We start from the raw sequence: 14,904 nt of genomic DNA, 5'->3' as shown, positions 1-14,904 counted from the left end.
CATCGTACTGAACGCACGACCGTGCGGACATATCGGCGGGAGAGGGGATCGAGAGAGTTCGGCGACTCGTCCGCCTCCGGATCGAAACGGCTCCACGGGGGCCGGACCAGGGGCTACCCGGCCCGCTCGCCCGGATCCCGGCGCTCCGCCGGCGCGAGCAGCAGCACCTCCAGGGCCCGCGCGCAGGCCCGCGCCTGCGCCAGGTACCAGTCGAGTCGCGCCTCGGTGATCAGCTCGGGGGTGGCGCGGACCGCGAGCGCGAACCGCGCGTGCCCCGTGCGCTCCAGGACCGGTACGGCCACCGTCCGTACCCCGAGCGCCGACTCACCGTCGTTGAGGGCGAACCCCGCCTCCCGTACGCGCGCCAACTCTGCGGTCAGTACCGGGGGTTCGACGATGGTCCGCTCCGTGAACGCGTACAGCGGCGGCAGGGAACGCGGGCCGCCCTCGCCCGCCCGGGGCCAGGCGAGCAGCACCTTCCCCAGTGCCGTCGAGTGCAGCGGCCGCCGCAGCCCCACCTTCGGCGTCACCGAACCGCCCGCCACGATCACCGCGTGCGGGCCGCTGCGCAGGGCCAGGTCGACGGTGGCGCCGGTCCGTTCGGCCAGATCCGACAGCTCGGGCGCGGCCAGGTGCAGTCCGCGCTGGTGGTACGAGAGACGGCCCAGCTCGGTCATCGCGGGACCCAGGCGGTACCGCGCGGTCCTGGCGTCCTGCTCCAGGAAGCCCGCGCCGAGCAGGGTGCGGGCCAGCCGGTGCGCCGTCGAGGTGGAGAGGCCGAGCCGGCGCGCGAGGTCGGAGGCGCTCAGGTCGGGTCCGTTGTCGTGGAAACAGTGCAGCACGTCGAGTGCGCGGCGGACCGCCTGGGCGCCCGCCGGGGGTCGGGCGATGCCGGCCTCGGTCGTCATAGGGTTCGCTCCCCGTGGGTGATCGGGCTCCCACGCTCCCACATGGCGGGAGCCGATTCGGGCCCGGCGCAAGGTCGGAAACACTCCGTTCACAAGCAATCCCACATCGTGGGAAGCGAGTTGTGGGCGGCGGAACAACCGTGGCAAGGTTCCGGCCAACACACCAGAGCGGCAACCGAGCCGGAAGGAGCAGACCCGCGATGAACGCACGACACGCGCCGGACGCCCTCCGCGCACCGCTCGCCCTCACCCGGCGCCGCCACATCGACCTGGTGCGCGTCACCGGCACCGGCTGTCGCTGACCCCCGGCCTCACCCGCCGCACCGGCCGGCTCGACCCCCGGCCCTCGCTCGCCGCACCGGCCGGCTCGACCCCCGGCCCTCGCTCGCCGCACCGGCCGGCTCGACCCCCGGCCCTCGCTCGCCGCACCGGCCGGCTCGACTTCCGGCTCCCGACCCCCGCACCGGCACCGCTCCACGCCCTGCCCGGGTCGGAATGTCCGGCGGTGAGTTCCAGCCATCCGCCCCGCACACCCCGCACCTCCGTGCCTCCCGTGGCGGCGGCGCCGTGCCCGGCGGCCCCTCCGCCACCCCCGCGGGGTGACGCCCTGCCCCACGGGCCGGGCCCCCCGTCCCACGACCCCTTCCCGACCCCTTCGCACTCCGGGATGCCCCCATGACGTACGCCCGCGTTCCCGACACGCTCTGGTTCACCCGCTGCCCCGTCCCCACCGCCACCGGCGTCGCCGCCGACCGAGGCTGGCTCGCCGGGGAATTCGCCCCGGACGGCATCGCCGTCCGCTCGCTCCAGGACGCCGAACCCGGCGCCGACCCCGCCACCCACTTCACCCACGCCCTGCCCGGACTCTTCCGCGAAGGCGGCAACGTACCGGCGCTGTGGGCCCGTTCACGCGGCGAGCGCACCCGGCTCGTCGGCCTCACCTGGATCGAGGAACGCCAGGCGGTGCTCGTCGCCCCCGGCTCCCCGGTGCGCGGGGCCGCCGCCCTGCGCGGACTCCGGCTCGCCGTGCCCCGCCACTCCGTGCCCATCGACTTCTGGCGGGCGATGGCCCTGCGCGGTTTCGAGGGCGCCCTCGCCTCGGCGGGGTACGGACTCGGCGACGCGTCCCTCGTCGACGTACCGGCCGACGGGCACCGCGGCCAGTGGGCCGCCGGGCTCGACGCCCTGCGTCGCGGAGAGGTCGACGCCGTCTACGTGAAGGGCGCCCTCGCCGTGGAGGCCGCCCGCCGCGCCGGAGCCGAGGTGGCCGTCGAGCTCGACGACCTCCCGGACCCCGTCCACCGCGTCAACAACGGCACCCCGCGCCCGATCACCGTCCACCAGGACCTCCTCGACGCGCACCCCGGACTCGTGGCGCGCTTCCTCGCGGTGCTGCTCCGCGCCGCCGACTGGGCCGCGGACGAGCCCGCCGAGGTCGCCCGCATCCTCGGTGCCGAGACCGGAGCGGGCGCCGAGGGCGTCGCCGGCGCCTACCGGCCCGGCACCCACCGCACCCTCCACCCGGACCTCTCCGGCACCCGTCTCGACCTGCTCGCCCGGCAGGAGGAGGCCCTGCGCGCCCACGGCTTCCTGCCCGAGGCCGTGGACGTGCGGGCCTGGGCCGACCCGGAGCCCCTGCGCCGCGCCCGCCTGATCGCGTCCGCCGCGCCGGAACCGTCCGCGCACCCCGTCCCGTAGCAGCGGACACCCGCGTCCCGTGCCGGCGGAGACCCCCGTCCCGTACCGGCCGAGCCCCCCGCCCCGTCACAGCAGAGCCCCCCGCCCCGCCCTCTCCTTCGGAGGAAGACCGCCATGCGCCCACTCACCCCGCTCGCCGCTCTGGCGGCCCTCGCCGCCCTCTCCACCGTCACCGCCTGCGGCGGCGACGCGGACACCGGCGGCGACCCGAAGGCCACGACACAAGGGAAGGGCACGGTCACCGTTCGCATCCCCGACCCCGGCAACGCCGGCGTCCTCGCCCGGGGGAAGAAGGACGGCAGCCTCGACAAGGCCCTCGCCGCCGTCGGGGCCAAGGTGGCCTGGACCGGCAGCGCCGGACCCTTCGCACCGGCCGCCCAGGCGATGAACGCCGACCAGCTCGACATCGCGACCGGCTCCATCACCTCCGGCATCACCTCCCTCTCCCAGAGCCCCGGCTTCGCCTTCTTCACGGCCACCGACCCCGACCCGGTCGGCGAGGGAATCCTCGTCCGCGAGGGATCGGACATCGCCTCCGTCCGGGACCTCGTCGGCCGCAAGGTCGCCGTGAACAAGGGCGGCACCGGCGAGTACCTGCTCCTCAAGGCCCTCGCCCAGGCCGGGATCCCCGCCGACAAGGTGGAGCGCGTCTACCTCCGCCCCGACCAGACCGCCGCCGTCTTCAACGCGGGACAGGTCGACGCCTGGGCGGTCTGGTCCACGTACGCCGTTGCCGAGATCGGCACCGGCAAGGCCCGGTTCCTCGCCGACGGCGCCGCCATCGGATCCGACAACTACAGCCTCAACGCCGTCCGTTCGGGCTTCGCCAAGGAGCACCCCGAGATCGTCGAGGCGCTCTACGCCTACCTTCACGAGAACAGCGCCAAGGAGAAGAAGGACCCGGCCGCCTACCTCAACGTCTTCACGGACGCCGGACCCACCGCCGTCACCGGCAGGGCCCGTGACGTCCAGATCGGCTTCACCGGCAAGGGCGGCACCGTCGACCCCATCGGTCCCGAGGACATCGCGCGCTTCAAGACCGTCGCCCGGTTCTACGCCGACCAGAAGGTCACCCCCGCCGAGGTCGACATCGCCGCCCACCTCCTCGACGTCGAGAAGCTGTCATGACGGCCCCCACGGAGGAACACGCCCCGACGGAGAAGCACGCCCCGACGGAGGAACTTCCCGGCGCGGAGGCACACGCCCCCACGGAGAAGCACGCCCCGACGGAGGAACTCCCCGCCACGGAGGCACCCGCCCTCACGGAGGAGCCCACCGGCACGGACGGCCTCGTAGCCCCCCGCCCGCCGGCCCGCCGCGCCCGTTCCCGCACCCACGCCGTCACCGTCCGCGCCCTCGGCCCGTTCGTCCTCCTCGCGCTGTGGTGGGCCTCCTCCGCCACCGGTCTCCTCACCCCCGACGTCCTCGCCTCACCCGCGCAGGTCGCCGACGCGGTGGGGGAGCTGTGGGGCAACGGACAGCTGCCCGACGCGCTCGCCACCTCCCTCACCCGCTCCGGACTCGGCCTCGTCATCGGGCTCACCGCCGGACTCGTCCTCGGCATCACCACCGGCTTCACCCGGCTCGGCGACGAACTCCTCGACTCCTCGCTCCAGACCCTCCGCACCATCCCCTTCCTCTCCCTCGTCCCCCTCTTCATGGTCTGGTTCGGGATCAACGAGACCGCCAAGATCCTGCTCATCGCGGTCGCCACCACCTTCCCCATGTACGTCTCCACCACCGGGGGCGTCCGCACCACCGACCGCAAACTCGTCGAGGCCATGCGGAGCTTCGGTCTCGGCCGGCTCGCGATCGTCCGCCAGGTCGTCCTGCCCGGCGCGCTTCCCTCGCTCCTCGCCGGGCTGCGGCTCTCCATGACCCTCAGCGTCATCGCGCTGATCGCCGCCGAGGAGATCAACGCCACCGCGGGCATCGGCTATCTGATGTCCCAGGCCCAGAGCTACGCCCGCACCGACATCCTCGCCGTCTGCATCCTCGTCTACGGGCTTCTCGGCCTCACCGCCGACGTCCTCGTCCGAGGACTGGAACGGATCCTCATGCCCTGGCGCACCGCCGGACCGGGAGGGACGACATGACCGCCGTACGGGTACGGGGACTGCGCCGGGTCTTCGGAGACCGCGCCGTCATCGACGGACTCGACCTCACCCTGGGGCGCGGCGAGTTCGTCGCCCTCCTCGGTGCCAGCGGCAGCGGCAAGACCACCCTGCTGCGGATCCTCGGCGCCCTCGACGGAGCCGACGGGGGAGAGGCGCTCGTCCCCGCCGCCCGCACCATCGTCTTCCAGGAGCCGCGGCTCATCCCCTCCAAGAAGGTCCTGGCCAACGTCATCGTCGGGCTGCCGCGCGGCGCGGAGACCCGGGCGACCGGTCTGCGGGCGCTCGCCGAGGTCGGCCTGGAGCGGCACGCGGACGTCTGGCCGGCCACCCTCTCCGGCGGCGAGGCCCAGCGCGTCGCCCTCGCCAGGGCCCTGGTGCGCGAGCCCGAACTGCTGCTGCTCGACGAGCCGTTCGCCGCGCTCGACGCGCTGACCCGGCTCCGCATGCAGGACCTGGTCGGCGAACTGCGGCGGATCCACCGGCCGGCCGTCCTGCTCGTCACCCACGACGTCGACGAGGCCGTGCGCCTCGCCGACCGGGTCGCCGTGCTGCGCGACGGCCGGCTCGTCACCGACGAGCCCGTGACCGTCGCCCGTCCCCGCGACCCCGGCGACCCGGCCTTCGTGGCCCTGCGCCGCCGCCTGCTCGCCGACCTCGGCGTCCACGCGCCCGAACCCACACCCACCCCCTCCCCCGAAGGAGCCCCGGCATGACCGTCGTCATCGGCGTCCACCGCAGCAACCCCTCCCTCTACCACCTCTCCCGCCTCGGCTACGCGGAGGAGGAGCTGGCCGCCCTCGGCGAGACCGTGACCTGGCACCCGTACACCGACGGGGTCCGCACCGGCGCCCATCTCGCCGACGGCACCATCGACTTCGGCGGCACCGGCTCCACCCCGCCCGTCACCGCCCAGGCCGCGGGACACGACATCGTCTACACGGCCGTCTCCGCGCCCCGCCCCGACCACGGCGCCCTCCTCGTCCCCGAGGACAGCCCCGTGCGCACCGTCGCCGACCTGAAGGGCGGCACCGTCCACCTCGCCGTCGGCTCCTGGCAGACGCACCTCGTCGCCAAGGCCCTGGACGACGCCGGACTGTCGTACGCCACCGACATCACCCCGGTCCGCGGAGACGCGGGCAGCGAGGCGCGGCTCCGCGCCGGGGAGATCACGGCCTGGGTCGCGCAGGGCGCGGAGCTCGCCGCGGCCCGCCGCACCGGCGGGCTGCGCACCCTGATCCGCACCGGCGACGTCATCAGCGACCGCTCCGTCTTCTTCACCCGCCGCGACCTGGCCGAGCGGCGGCCCGAACTCGTCGAGGCGCTCACCCGCGCGCTGCGGCGCGCAGACGACTGGGCCGCCGCGCACCCCCGCGAGGCCGCCGAGATCGCCGCCGCCGACCAGGGCGGCACCGTCGAGGACTGGGAGACCGCCCTGAAGGCCCTGCCCTGGACGATCGAGGAGGTCACCGAGGAGTTCATCGCCGAGCAGCAGCGGGCGGCGGACATCTTCCACCGCACCGGGTTCGTCGACCGCGCGGTCACCGTCGCCGACGCGCTGCCCCGGAAGGCCTGACCCGATGACGCACCAGGCCCCCGAAGTCCTCTGGTACGTGATCCCGCGCGAAGGCGCCTACCCGTGGGAGCCCGCGGGCCGCCGCCCGGTCGACCTCGGCTATCTCACGCAGCTCGCCGGGACCGTCGAACGCCTCGGCTACACCGGCGCGCTGCTCGCCACCGACCTCTACGACGTGTGGCCGCTCGGCTCCGCGCTCGCCGCCTCCACCAGCACCCGGTTCAAGCCGCTGCTCGCCGTCCACCCCGGACTGATCGCGCCCACCCTCCTCGCGAAGATGGCGCTGAGCTTCGACAACCTCTTCGGCGGCCGACTCCGCTTCAACGTGGTCAACGGGTCGACGAACTCCCTGCGGGAGTACGGCCTGCACGTCGAGCACGACGAGCGGTACGAACTGAGCGCCGAGTACTGGTCGATCGTGAAGCGCCTCACGGCCGGCGAGGTCTTCGACCACAAGGGACGCTTCTACGACCTCCGGAACGCCGGAGCCTCCTTCCGCGACCTGCGCCCCGTGCAGGCGCCGCACGTCCCGCTCTGGTTCGGCGGCTCCTCGGCGCCCGGCATCGAGATGGCGGCCGAGCATGTCGACGTCTACCTGACCTGGGGCGAACCGCCGCACCTGCTGAAGGAGAAGCTCGACCACGTCCGCGCCCGGGCCGCCGCCCACGGCCGCACCCTCCGCATCGGGCTCCGGCTCCACCTGATCGTCCGGGACACCGAGGACGAGGCCTGGGCCGCCGCCGACCGGCTCCTGGACGTCACGAGCGAGGCGACCTACGCCCGGCAGCTCGGCGACCGGGCGGGCGAGGACGGGGAGGGCTGGCAGCGCCAGTTCCGCCAGCACGGCGGCCGGGTGCCGGCCCGCGCGCGCGAGCTGGAGACCCATCCGAACCTCTGGCCCGGCATGAGCCTGTTCCGCCCCGGCCCCGGCACGGCCGTCGTGGGCTCCACCGCCCAGGTCGTGGAGCGGCTGAAGGAGTACCAGGAGCTCGGGGTGGACACGTTCATCCTGTCCGGAAACCCGCTCCTGGAGGAGGCCTACCGGGTGGCCGAGACGGTCCTTCCGGCACTGGGCGTCACCCGCTGACCGGATCGCCCGGCGCGCCGCATTGATCGAACGTTGATGGCCCGTTTACGACCCCGGGGCAGTGTGGTCCGCATGCAGACCTACACGAGCGTACTGACCGCCCCGGAGCCCGACACGACCTGGCGCGAGAACGCCCTGTGCGCCCAGGCCGGACCGGAGTTCTTCTTCCCGGCGCCCGGTTCGTCGACGCGCGAGGCGAAGCAGCTGTGCGGGGCGTGCGAGGGACGCGTGGCGTGCCTGGAGTACGCGCTGGCCCACGACGAGCGGTTCGGCGTGTGGGGCGGGCTCTCCGAGAAGGAGCGGGGGCGGCTCAAGCGGCAGGGCCGCTGAGCCGCCGGACCGCTCCGGCGACGCGGGGGCGGTTCAGCCGGCCGCGCGCGAGGCCATCCGGGCCTTGCGGGCCGCGAGCTTCTCGTCGAACTTGCTGGCTTCGCTGTCCAGGCCGTTCATGTAGAGACCCAGCTCCTCCTGGGCGCGCAGGCCGTCCGGGCCGAGGCCCTCGATCTGGAGGACCTTGAGGAAGCGCAGGACGGGCTGGAGCACGTCGTCGTGGTGGATGCGCATGTTGTAGATCTCGCCGATCGCCATCTGCGCCGCCGCCCGCTCGAAGCCGGGCATGCCGTGTCCGGGCATCCGGAAGTTGACCACGACGTCCCGCACGGCCTGCATGGTCAGGTCGGGGGCGAGCTCGAAGGCCGCGCCCAGCAGGTTGCGGTAGAAGACCATGTGCAGGTTCTCGTCGGTGGCGATCCGGGCCAGCATCCGGTCGCAGACCGGGTCGCCGGACTGGTGGCCGGTGTTGCGGTGCGAGATGCGGGTGGCCAGCTCCTGGAAGGCGACGTACGCCACGGAGTGCAGCATCGAGTGCCGGTTGTCGGACTCGAAGCCCTCGCTCATGTGCGCCATCCGGAACTGCTCCAGCTTGTCCGGGTCGACGGCGCGGGAGGCGAGGAGGTAGTCGCGCATCACGATGCCGTGGCGGCCCTCCTCGGCGGTCCAGCGGTGCACCCAGGTGCCCCAGGCGCCGTCGCGGCCGAAGAGGCTGGCGATCTCGTGGTGGTAGCTCGGGAGGTTGTCCTCGGTGAGCAGGTTGACGACGAGGGCGATCTTGCCGATGTCGGTGACCTTCGACTGCGCCGGGTCCCAGGCCTCTCCGTCCTCGAAGAAGCCGGGGAAGTTCCGGGCGTCGGACCACGGCACGTACTCGTGCGGCATCCAGTCCTTGGTGACCTTCAGGTGCCGGTTGAGCTCCTTCTCGACGACCTCTTCCAGCGCGTAGAGCAGGCGCGCGTCGGTCCACTCCGCAGAGCTGCCGAGGTGGGGAGAGGTGAGCGTCACGGGAACTCCTGGGGACGGAGAGGGCAAACGGGCGTACCTACGGATTCGTAGGTTACGAAACCGTAGGTTAAGGCTCCGTAAGGCGTCGGCCAAGCCCGTCCCGGCGATGTCCGGTTACGTTCCGTTATGTACGCTGCTCCGGCCGGGGTCCCGGAGACGCAGGTCACGTCCGTGTCGGCGGTCGCCCGCCAGGGCGTCGGCTACGCAGCGCAGACGCCCCGCTGCTCAGCGCGAAGCCCGGCCGCTCCGGCCGGGACGCCCGGCCGGAGCGGCCTGGACGCCCGGCCGGTCAGGCCGGAACGCCCGGTCAGGGACGCGCGCGGCACCCGGTCGGGACCGGCCGGGGCGTCCCCCGTCAGGACCGGCTCGGGGCCGTGCCCCCGACCTCCTCCGCCGTCGTCTCCCGCAGCTCCCCGTCGAGCACCAGCCAGCGCGTGATGCCCAGCGACTCCAGGAACGCCACGTCGTGGCTGGCCACGATCAGCGCCCCCTCGTAGGCGTCGAGCGCGGCCGTCAGCTTGCGCACCGACGCCATGTCCAGGTTGTTCGTCGGCTCGTCCAGCATCAGCAGCTGCGGGGCCGGCTCCGCCAGGAGCAGGGCGGCCAGCGTCGCCCGGAAGCGCTCCCCGCCCGACAGGGTGCCGACGGGCTGATCCGCCCGCGCCCCCCGGAACAGGAACCGCGCGAGCCGGGCCCGGATCGCGTTCTGCGTCGCGGCGGGCGCGAACAGGGCCGCGTTCTCCACGACGCTCAGGGCGTCGTCGAGCACGTCGAGCCGCTGCGGCAGGAACCGGAGCGGCACCCGCGCGTCCGTCTCGCCCGACACCGGCTCCAGCTCGCCCGCGATCGTCCGGAGCAGCGTCGTCTTCCCGGCGCCGTTCCGGCCGACCAGGGCGATCCGCTCCGGGCCCCGCAGCTCGAAGGCGCCGTCGACCCTGGCCCCGTAGCGCAGCTCCAGGTCCCGCAGGTGCAGGACCTCGCGGCCCGGCGGCACCGAGGTGCGGGGGAGTTCGACGCGGATCTCGTCGTCGTCCCGCACCGCCTCGACGGCCGCGTCGAGCCGCTCGCGCGCCTCCGACAGGCGCTCCGCGTGCAGGGTGTTCTGCTTGCCGGCCGTGACCTGCGCGTCGCGCTTCCGTCCGTTCGCCACGATCTTGGAGGCGACCTTGTTCTCGAAGCTCTTCTGTCCGTACCGCTTGCGCCGTGCCAACTTCATCCGGTTTTCGGCCAGTTCGCGTTTCTGGCGCTGCACGTCGGCCTCGGCGACCCGCACCATCCGCTCCGCCGCGTCCTGTTCGGCGGCGAGTGCCGTCTCGTACGCGGACCAGTTGCCGCCGTACCAGTCGACCTCGCCGTCGCGCAGATCGGCGATCTGGTCGACGCGCTCCAGGAGTTCACGGTCGTGGCTGACCACGACCAGCACCCCGGACCACTTCTCCACGGCCTCGTAGAGCCGCGCACGGGCGTACAGGTCCAGATTGTTGGTGGGCTCGTCGAGCAGGAGCACATCGGGCCGGGCCAGCAGCAGCGCGGCGAGCCGCAGCAGCACGGACTCGCCGCCGGAGATCTCGCCCACGGTCCGGTCCAGGCCGACGTGGTCGAGGCCGAGCTGGTCGAGGACCGCGCGGGCCCGCTCCTCCACGTCCCAGTCGTCGCCGACCGCGGTGAAGTGCTCCTCGGAGGCGTCGCCCGCCTCGATGGCGTGCAGCGCGGCCCGCCGGCCCGCGATGCCGAGGATCTCGTCCACCCGCCGCGAGGTGTCCAGGACCAGGTTCTGCGGGAGGTAGCCGATCTCGCCGGTGACCTTCACCGTGCCGTCCAGCGGTGCCAGTTCGCCCGCGATGAGCTTCAGGAGCGTGGACTTGCCGGAGCCGTTGACCCCGACGAGCCCGGTGCGGCCGGGGCCCACCGAGAGCCGGAAGTCGTCGAGGACCGGGGTGCCGTCCGGCCAGGAGAAGGAGAGGGAGGAACAGGTGATGAAGGTGGGGTGATGCGCCATACGGGCCTCCGGGGTCGCGCGAGCGTGAAAAAGGGAGCAACGCGGGAGACACCGGGGCGCGGGCAGTGGGAGGACGGCTCGTACGCCGAGGTCGAGAACGGCACACGCGGCACAGGGGGCACGCGCGGCTCGGTGTCTCGCAACCTCAGACGAGCAACGTCCTTCTCCGATCGGGTGACGACAAGGTCAGGACCGACCGTACGTCCCGGACCGGAGGAGCGGCAAGCGATTAAACGAGCACCGGCTAGGGGTGCTCGCGGAGCAGCTCGGCCAGGTCCTGGTCCCAGTCCAGGTACTGGTGCTCGCGCCCCGCCGGGACCAGGTGCTGCGAGCGCTCCAGGAAGAGGCGCAGCTCGGACGTCCGCACATGGACCATGGCGACGCCCTCCGGGGCGTGGAACTCGACCACCGTGCGGTCGTACCCGTACGGGCGCAGTCGCACGTCCCCGACCCCGGCCGGGCGCTCGACGCCCTGGACGAGCAGCTCGCGCGAGAAGGCCCAGGAGACCTCGACGCCCTCCAGGGTGGCCGGCGGCGGGAAGGCCATGCTCACGGCGTACGGATCCCCGCGGTCGTACCGGAGGGTGGCGGGGACGGTCTCCATCCGGGGCGCGGACGCGACCAGACGGGCCTGCACGGCCTGCTCGATGACGGCGGACAAGACCGGCTCCTCTCACACGGGCTTCGGATCCTGTGCGTCTCCCCGACACCAGGGCACCTGACACCCCTCAAGACGAGCGGGGCGGCCGGAACGTGCACTCGCCCCCCACGTGACGTGTGTCACCGGCCGGGCGTCAGCGTTCCTGGGCCGGGTCGCCGTCCGGCTCCGCGCAGGGGCCGGAGTGGTCGCAGTACGGCTGGTTCCCGGAGGCCCCGCAGTCGCAGAGCACCACCCGCGTCTCGCGCCGTTCCCCGGAGGCGCCGGTCACGAGCAGGTCGCCCCGCACCACCAGCTGTCCGGCGGAGGTGCGCCGGACGGTGGTGGGGGAGTCGCCCGGCTCCGGCACGGCGTCCTCGGTGCGGCGGCGGTACTGGAGCGCGCCGGAGGGGCAGCGGCGCACGACCTCCGCCACCCGGGACGGCTCGGCGGCGCCGGGCAGCACCCACGGGCGCCGGGACGGGTCGAAGACCTCCGGCAGGCCGCGCACGCACGCGGCCGCGTGCAGACAGCGGCGCGGCTCGAACGTGACGGTGATGCCCTCGCCCTCGTACTCCTTGAGAGGGGGCCGCTCCTCCGTCGCCGCTTCCGCCGCTTCGCCGTCCGCCATGCGACCAGCCTAGGAATGCCCGGCGGGGGACGCACCCCGGCGCGGGACGCCTCGGCCGGGGACGCACCCTGGACGGGGAGCGGCCCGGGGCGCTAGCTTCCGGCGCCATGACGTCCATGGGGAAGACGAGACGAACGATGTCGGTGGGGCTGATCGGGGCGGCGCTCGCGCTGACCCTGGCCGCCCCGGCGCGGGCCGGGGAGACCCCCACGGCAGCGGCCGGCTGGCAGCTGACACCGACCGGTACCGACGCCCGTTTCCGGGGGCTCGCGCCGGTCGACCGCACCACCGCGTGGGCCGCGGGCTCGAAGGGCACGGTGCTGCGGACCACCGACGGCGGCCGGAGCTGGCGAAACGTCTCGCCGCCCGGCGCGGGCGACCTGGAGTTCCGCGACGTCGAGGCCTTCGACGCCCGACGGGCCGTCGTCCTGGCCATCGGGGAGGGCGAGGCCTCCCGGGTGCTGCGCACCGAGGACGGCGGCGCCAGTTGGACCGAGTCCTTCCGCAACACCGACGCGCGGGCCTTCTACGACTGCATGACCTTCTTCGACCACCGGCACGGACTCGCGATGAGTGACCCGGTCGACGGGAAGTACCGCATCCTGTCCACCCGCGACGGCGGCCGCTCCTGGCGGGTCCTGCCGGACTCCGGCATGCCGGAGGCGCTCCCGGGCGAGGCGGGATTCGCCGCGAGCGGCCAGTGCCTGGTGTCGGCGGGCCCGCGCGACGTGTGGCTCGCGACGGGCGGCGGGGCCGCCGCGCGGGTGCTCCACTCCGCCGACCGGGGGCTGACCTGGACCGCCACCGGCACCCCGATCCCGGCCGGTGACCCGGCCCGGGGCGTCTTCGGGCTCGCCTTCCGCGACCGCGCGCACGGCATCGCCGTCGGCGGCGACTACCGCAAGGACCAGCCCTCCCCGCGGGCCGGCGCGGTCAGCGCCGACGGGGGCCGCACCTGGCGCCCCTCCGTCACGCCGCCGCCCGCCTACCGCTCCGGCGTCGCCTGGCTCCCGCACGCCAAGGCGTCCGCGCTCGCGGTGGGCCCGACCGGCACCGACCTGACGACCGACGGCGGCCGCACCTGGCGCACGGTCGACACCGGCTCGTACGACACGGTCGACTGCACCCCCGACGGCTCCTGCTGGGCCGCCGGCGAGCAGGGCCGCATCGCCCGGCTCACCACCCGCCGCTAGGGAGCGTCCCGTCGATCGGGCCGGAGCTCCGGCCCGATCGACGCGGCACCTCTCAGGCGGGCAGTTCCTCCCGGTACGCGGCGATTCCGTCGGCCGTCTTGGTCGCGTAGAACTCCGTGATCCGGTAGGCGCACACGCCCTCGACGCTGAACGGGTCGGCCGCCGCGATCCGCTCGATCTCCGCGCGGTCGACGCCGGCGGCCAGGATCACCCCGCCGTCCCGCGGGTTCTTCCGTCCCGACGCCAGGAACACGCCCTCGGCGTACTGCGCGTCGAGCCACTCGACGTGGGCGTCGAGCAGCGCGTCCACCCGCTCGACGGGCGCGGTGTAGGTCAATTCCAGTACGAACATGATCGCCAGGCTACCGCCCGGGGTCCGCCCGGGGCCGTGACGTCCCAGCCCTCGGAACGGGCGCCCCGGCGGCCGTAGGGTGGCCCGCATCATGACGATCATCGAGATTCCGGCGGGCTGGCCCGCCGACGAGAGCGCCGCCCGGGCCGTCCAGCGCGAGCTGCGCGACCGGCTCGTGCGCGACGAGGAGGGTCCGGCCGTCGGGGAGGGGCACGTCACCGGGCTCGACGTGGCCTACGACGACGAGCGCGACCTCGTCGCCGCCGCGGCCGTCGTCCTCGACGCGCGGACCCTGGAGGTCGTGGAGGAGGCCACCGCGGTCGGCCGGGTCTCCTTCCCGTACGTCCCCGGGCTCCTCGCCTTCCGCGAGATCCCGACGGTCCTGGCCGCGCTCGACGCCCTGACCGCCGACCCGGGCCTCCTGGTCTGCGACGGCTACGGTCTCGCCCACCCCCGCCGCTTCGGCCTCGCCAGCCACCTCGGGGTGCTGACCGGGCGGCCGGCCGTCGGCGTCGCCAAGAACCCCTTCACCTTCGCCTACGAGCAGCCCGGACCCGCCCGCGGCGACGCCGCTCCGCTGCTCGCCGGGGGCGAGGAGGTGGGCCGGGCCCTGCGCACCCAGGCCCGGGTGAAGCCCGTCTTCGTCTCGGTCGGCCACCGCGTCTCCCTCGCCAACGCCTGCGCCCACACCCTCCACCTCGCCCCGCGCTACCGGATCCCGGAGACCACCCGGCGCGCCGACTCGCTGTGCCGCCGGGCCCTGGCCGAGGCGCTCGGCAGCGTCTGAGTACCCGTACGGATACCGGCCGTCCGCCCGGCCCGGAAGAGTGGGCGCATGACAACACCCCCTTCCACCTCGCCGCGTTCGCCCGGATGCGGCCCGACTCCGGTCCTGGCGGCGTCCGTCGCGCCCGTCCCCGTCCGGACCCGCGCCATCCCGACCGTCCTCGTCCGTGGGACGACCGGATGATCGGGCAGCTGCGGTGCGTCGTCCTCGACTGCCCGACGCCTTCGAACTCGCCGAGTTCTATCGGCAGTTGATCGGCGGCGACATCGAGAGGCCCGATCCCCGCTGGACCGTCGGAGAGGGCGCCGCCGTCCTGCGCGGAGCGTGCGGCCCGGTCCTCGCCTTCCAGGGCGTCGCTGACCACCGCCCGCCCGTCTGGGGCGCGCCCGAGCAGCAGTTCCTCCTCGACGTGCGGGTCGACGACCTGGCCGCCGCCCACGCGTCGGTCCTCGCGCTCGGAGCCGTGCCGCTCGACGGCGGGACCGTCGACGGTCCCTGGCGCGTCTACACGGACCCGGCGGGCCACCCTTTCCGGCTCGTACGGCCCTGAGGTCCGGGCCCGGAGCGGAGGGCGGCCTCCGCTC

17 protein-coding genes are annotated in these 14,904 nt (G+C 74.1%); 11 read left to right on the top strand and 6 right to left on the bottom strand.

Annotated features, from left to right (window positions below; translation table 11 throughout):
* Positions 1-113: 113 nt before the first annotated feature.
* Positions 114-908 carry an IclR family transcriptional regulator gene (locus ACFYXU_RS25160; RefSeq protein WP_329853833.1) on the bottom strand — a complete coding sequence of 265 codons (795 nt, stop codon included), beginning with the start codon at positions 906-908 and terminating at the stop codon, positions 114-116.
* Between the two features lie 200 nt (positions 909-1,108).
* Here ACFYXU_RS25160 and ACFYXU_RS25155 point away from each other — a divergent pair, with 200 nt between their 5' ends.
* The 8 genes from ACFYXU_RS25155 (at position 1,109) to ACFYXU_RS25120 (ending at position 7,713) form a co-directional block, all read left to right on the top strand.
* On the top strand, positions 1,109-1,210 hold the full coding sequence (locus tag ACFYXU_RS25155) for a putative leader peptide (protein ID WP_361397941.1): 102 nt from the start codon (positions 1,109-1,111) through the stop codon (positions 1,208-1,210).
* Positions 1,211-1,583: 373 nt separating this feature from the next.
* A complete protein-coding gene (locus ACFYXU_RS25150; protein ID WP_389460055.1) occupies positions 1,584-2,606 on the top strand; it encodes an ABC transporter substrate-binding protein in 1,023 nt (340 codons plus the stop codon).
* 114 nt (positions 2,607-2,720) lie between these two features.
* Complete coding sequence (locus ACFYXU_RS25145) at positions 2,721-3,734, top strand: ABC transporter substrate-binding protein (RefSeq protein WP_389406321.1); 1,014 nt, start codon at positions 2,721-2,723, stop codon at positions 3,732-3,734.
* Entirely contained in the window at positions 3,731-4,702 is a 972-nt protein-coding gene (locus ACFYXU_RS25140) for an ABC transporter permease (RefSeq protein WP_389460053.1), read from the top strand. The genes ACFYXU_RS25145 and ACFYXU_RS25140 overlap by 4 nt, the downstream gene beginning before the upstream one ends.
* Positions 4,699-5,436, top strand: a complete 738-nt coding sequence (locus tag ACFYXU_RS25135) for an ABC transporter ATP-binding protein (RefSeq protein ID WP_389460051.1) — start codon at positions 4,699-4,701, stop codon at positions 5,434-5,436. Before ACFYXU_RS25140 ends, ACFYXU_RS25135 begins: the two co-directional genes overlap by 4 nt.
* Positions 5,433-6,296 carry an ABC transporter substrate-binding protein gene (locus ACFYXU_RS25130; RefSeq protein ID WP_329853823.1) on the top strand — a complete coding sequence of 288 codons (864 nt, stop codon included), beginning with the start codon at positions 5,433-5,435 and terminating at the stop codon, positions 6,294-6,296. Before ACFYXU_RS25135 ends, ACFYXU_RS25130 begins: the two co-directional genes overlap by 4 nt.
* Before the next feature lie 4 nt (positions 6,297-6,300).
* Complete coding sequence (locus ACFYXU_RS25125) at positions 6,301-7,383, top strand: LLM class flavin-dependent oxidoreductase (protein ID WP_376509488.1); 1,083 nt, start codon at positions 6,301-6,303, stop codon at positions 7,381-7,383.
* A 72-nt stretch (positions 7,384-7,455) separates the two neighbouring features.
* Complete coding sequence (locus tag ACFYXU_RS25120) at positions 7,456-7,713, top strand: WhiB family transcriptional regulator (protein ID WP_329853819.1); 258 nt, start codon at positions 7,456-7,458, stop codon at positions 7,711-7,713.
* Positions 7,714-7,746: 33 nt separating this feature from the next.
* Here the strand turns inward: ACFYXU_RS25120 and ACFYXU_RS25115 are convergent, their stop codons facing one another.
* The 4 genes from ACFYXU_RS25115 to ACFYXU_RS25100 all read right to left on the bottom strand — a co-directional run bounded on the left by ACFYXU_RS25115 (position 7,747) and on the right by ACFYXU_RS25100 (position 11,988).
* Positions 7,747-8,721 carry an acyl-ACP desaturase gene (locus tag ACFYXU_RS25115; protein WP_361400511.1) on the bottom strand — a complete coding sequence of 325 codons (975 nt, stop codon included), beginning with the start codon at positions 8,719-8,721 and terminating at the stop codon, positions 7,747-7,749.
* Between the two features lie 355 nt (positions 8,722-9,076).
* On the bottom strand, positions 9,077-10,720 hold the full coding sequence (locus ACFYXU_RS25110; protein WP_389460048.1) for an ABC-F family ATP-binding cassette domain-containing protein: 1,644 nt from the start codon (positions 10,718-10,720) through the stop codon (positions 9,077-9,079).
* 244 nt (positions 10,721-10,964) lie between these two features.
* The gene (locus ACFYXU_RS25105; RefSeq protein ID WP_329853814.1) at positions 10,965-11,381 is read right to left on the bottom strand and encodes an SsgA family sporulation/cell division regulator; all 417 of its coding nucleotides are present in this window, start codon (positions 11,379-11,381) and stop codon (positions 10,965-10,967) included.
* Between the two features lie 133 nt (positions 11,382-11,514).
* Positions 11,515-11,988, bottom strand: coding sequence for a (4Fe-4S)-binding protein (locus tag ACFYXU_RS25100; RefSeq protein ID WP_389460045.1), 474 nt, complete (start codon positions 11,986-11,988; stop codon positions 11,515-11,517).
* A gap of 107 nt (positions 11,989-12,095) precedes the next feature.
* On the opposite strand from ACFYXU_RS25100, the gene ACFYXU_RS25095 reads away from it, so the two are divergent.
* Positions 12,096-13,181, top strand: coding sequence for a WD40/YVTN/BNR-like repeat-containing protein (locus ACFYXU_RS25095; protein ID WP_384569284.1), 1,086 nt, complete (start codon positions 12,096-12,098; stop codon positions 13,179-13,181).
* A 52-nt stretch (positions 13,182-13,233) separates the two neighbouring features.
* On the opposite strand, the gene ACFYXU_RS25090 is transcribed toward ACFYXU_RS25095, so the two are convergent.
* Entirely contained in the window at positions 13,234-13,533 is a 300-nt protein-coding gene (locus ACFYXU_RS25090; protein ID WP_189803442.1) for a YciI family protein, read from the bottom strand.
* Between the two features lie 91 nt (positions 13,534-13,624).
* On the opposite strand from ACFYXU_RS25090, the gene ACFYXU_RS25085 reads away from it, so the two are divergent.
* Positions 13,625-14,320 carry an endonuclease V gene (locus ACFYXU_RS25085; protein WP_389406315.1) on the top strand — a complete coding sequence of 232 codons (696 nt, stop codon included), beginning with the start codon at positions 13,625-13,627 and terminating at the stop codon, positions 14,318-14,320.
* Between the two features lie 196 nt (positions 14,321-14,516).
* Entirely contained in the window at positions 14,517-14,870 is a 354-nt protein-coding gene (locus tag ACFYXU_RS25080) for a VOC family protein (RefSeq protein WP_389460043.1), read from the top strand.
* Positions 14,871-14,904: the final 34 nt, after the last annotated feature.

Origin of the sequence: Streptomyces sp. NPDC002232 (assembly GCF_042890295.1) — a bacterium.
Lineage (GTDB): Bacteria > Actinomycetota > Actinomycetes > Streptomycetales > Streptomycetaceae > Streptomyces.
Note: the sequence above shows the minus strand (reverse complement) of the source record. Positions and strands in the feature narration are given on the sequence as shown.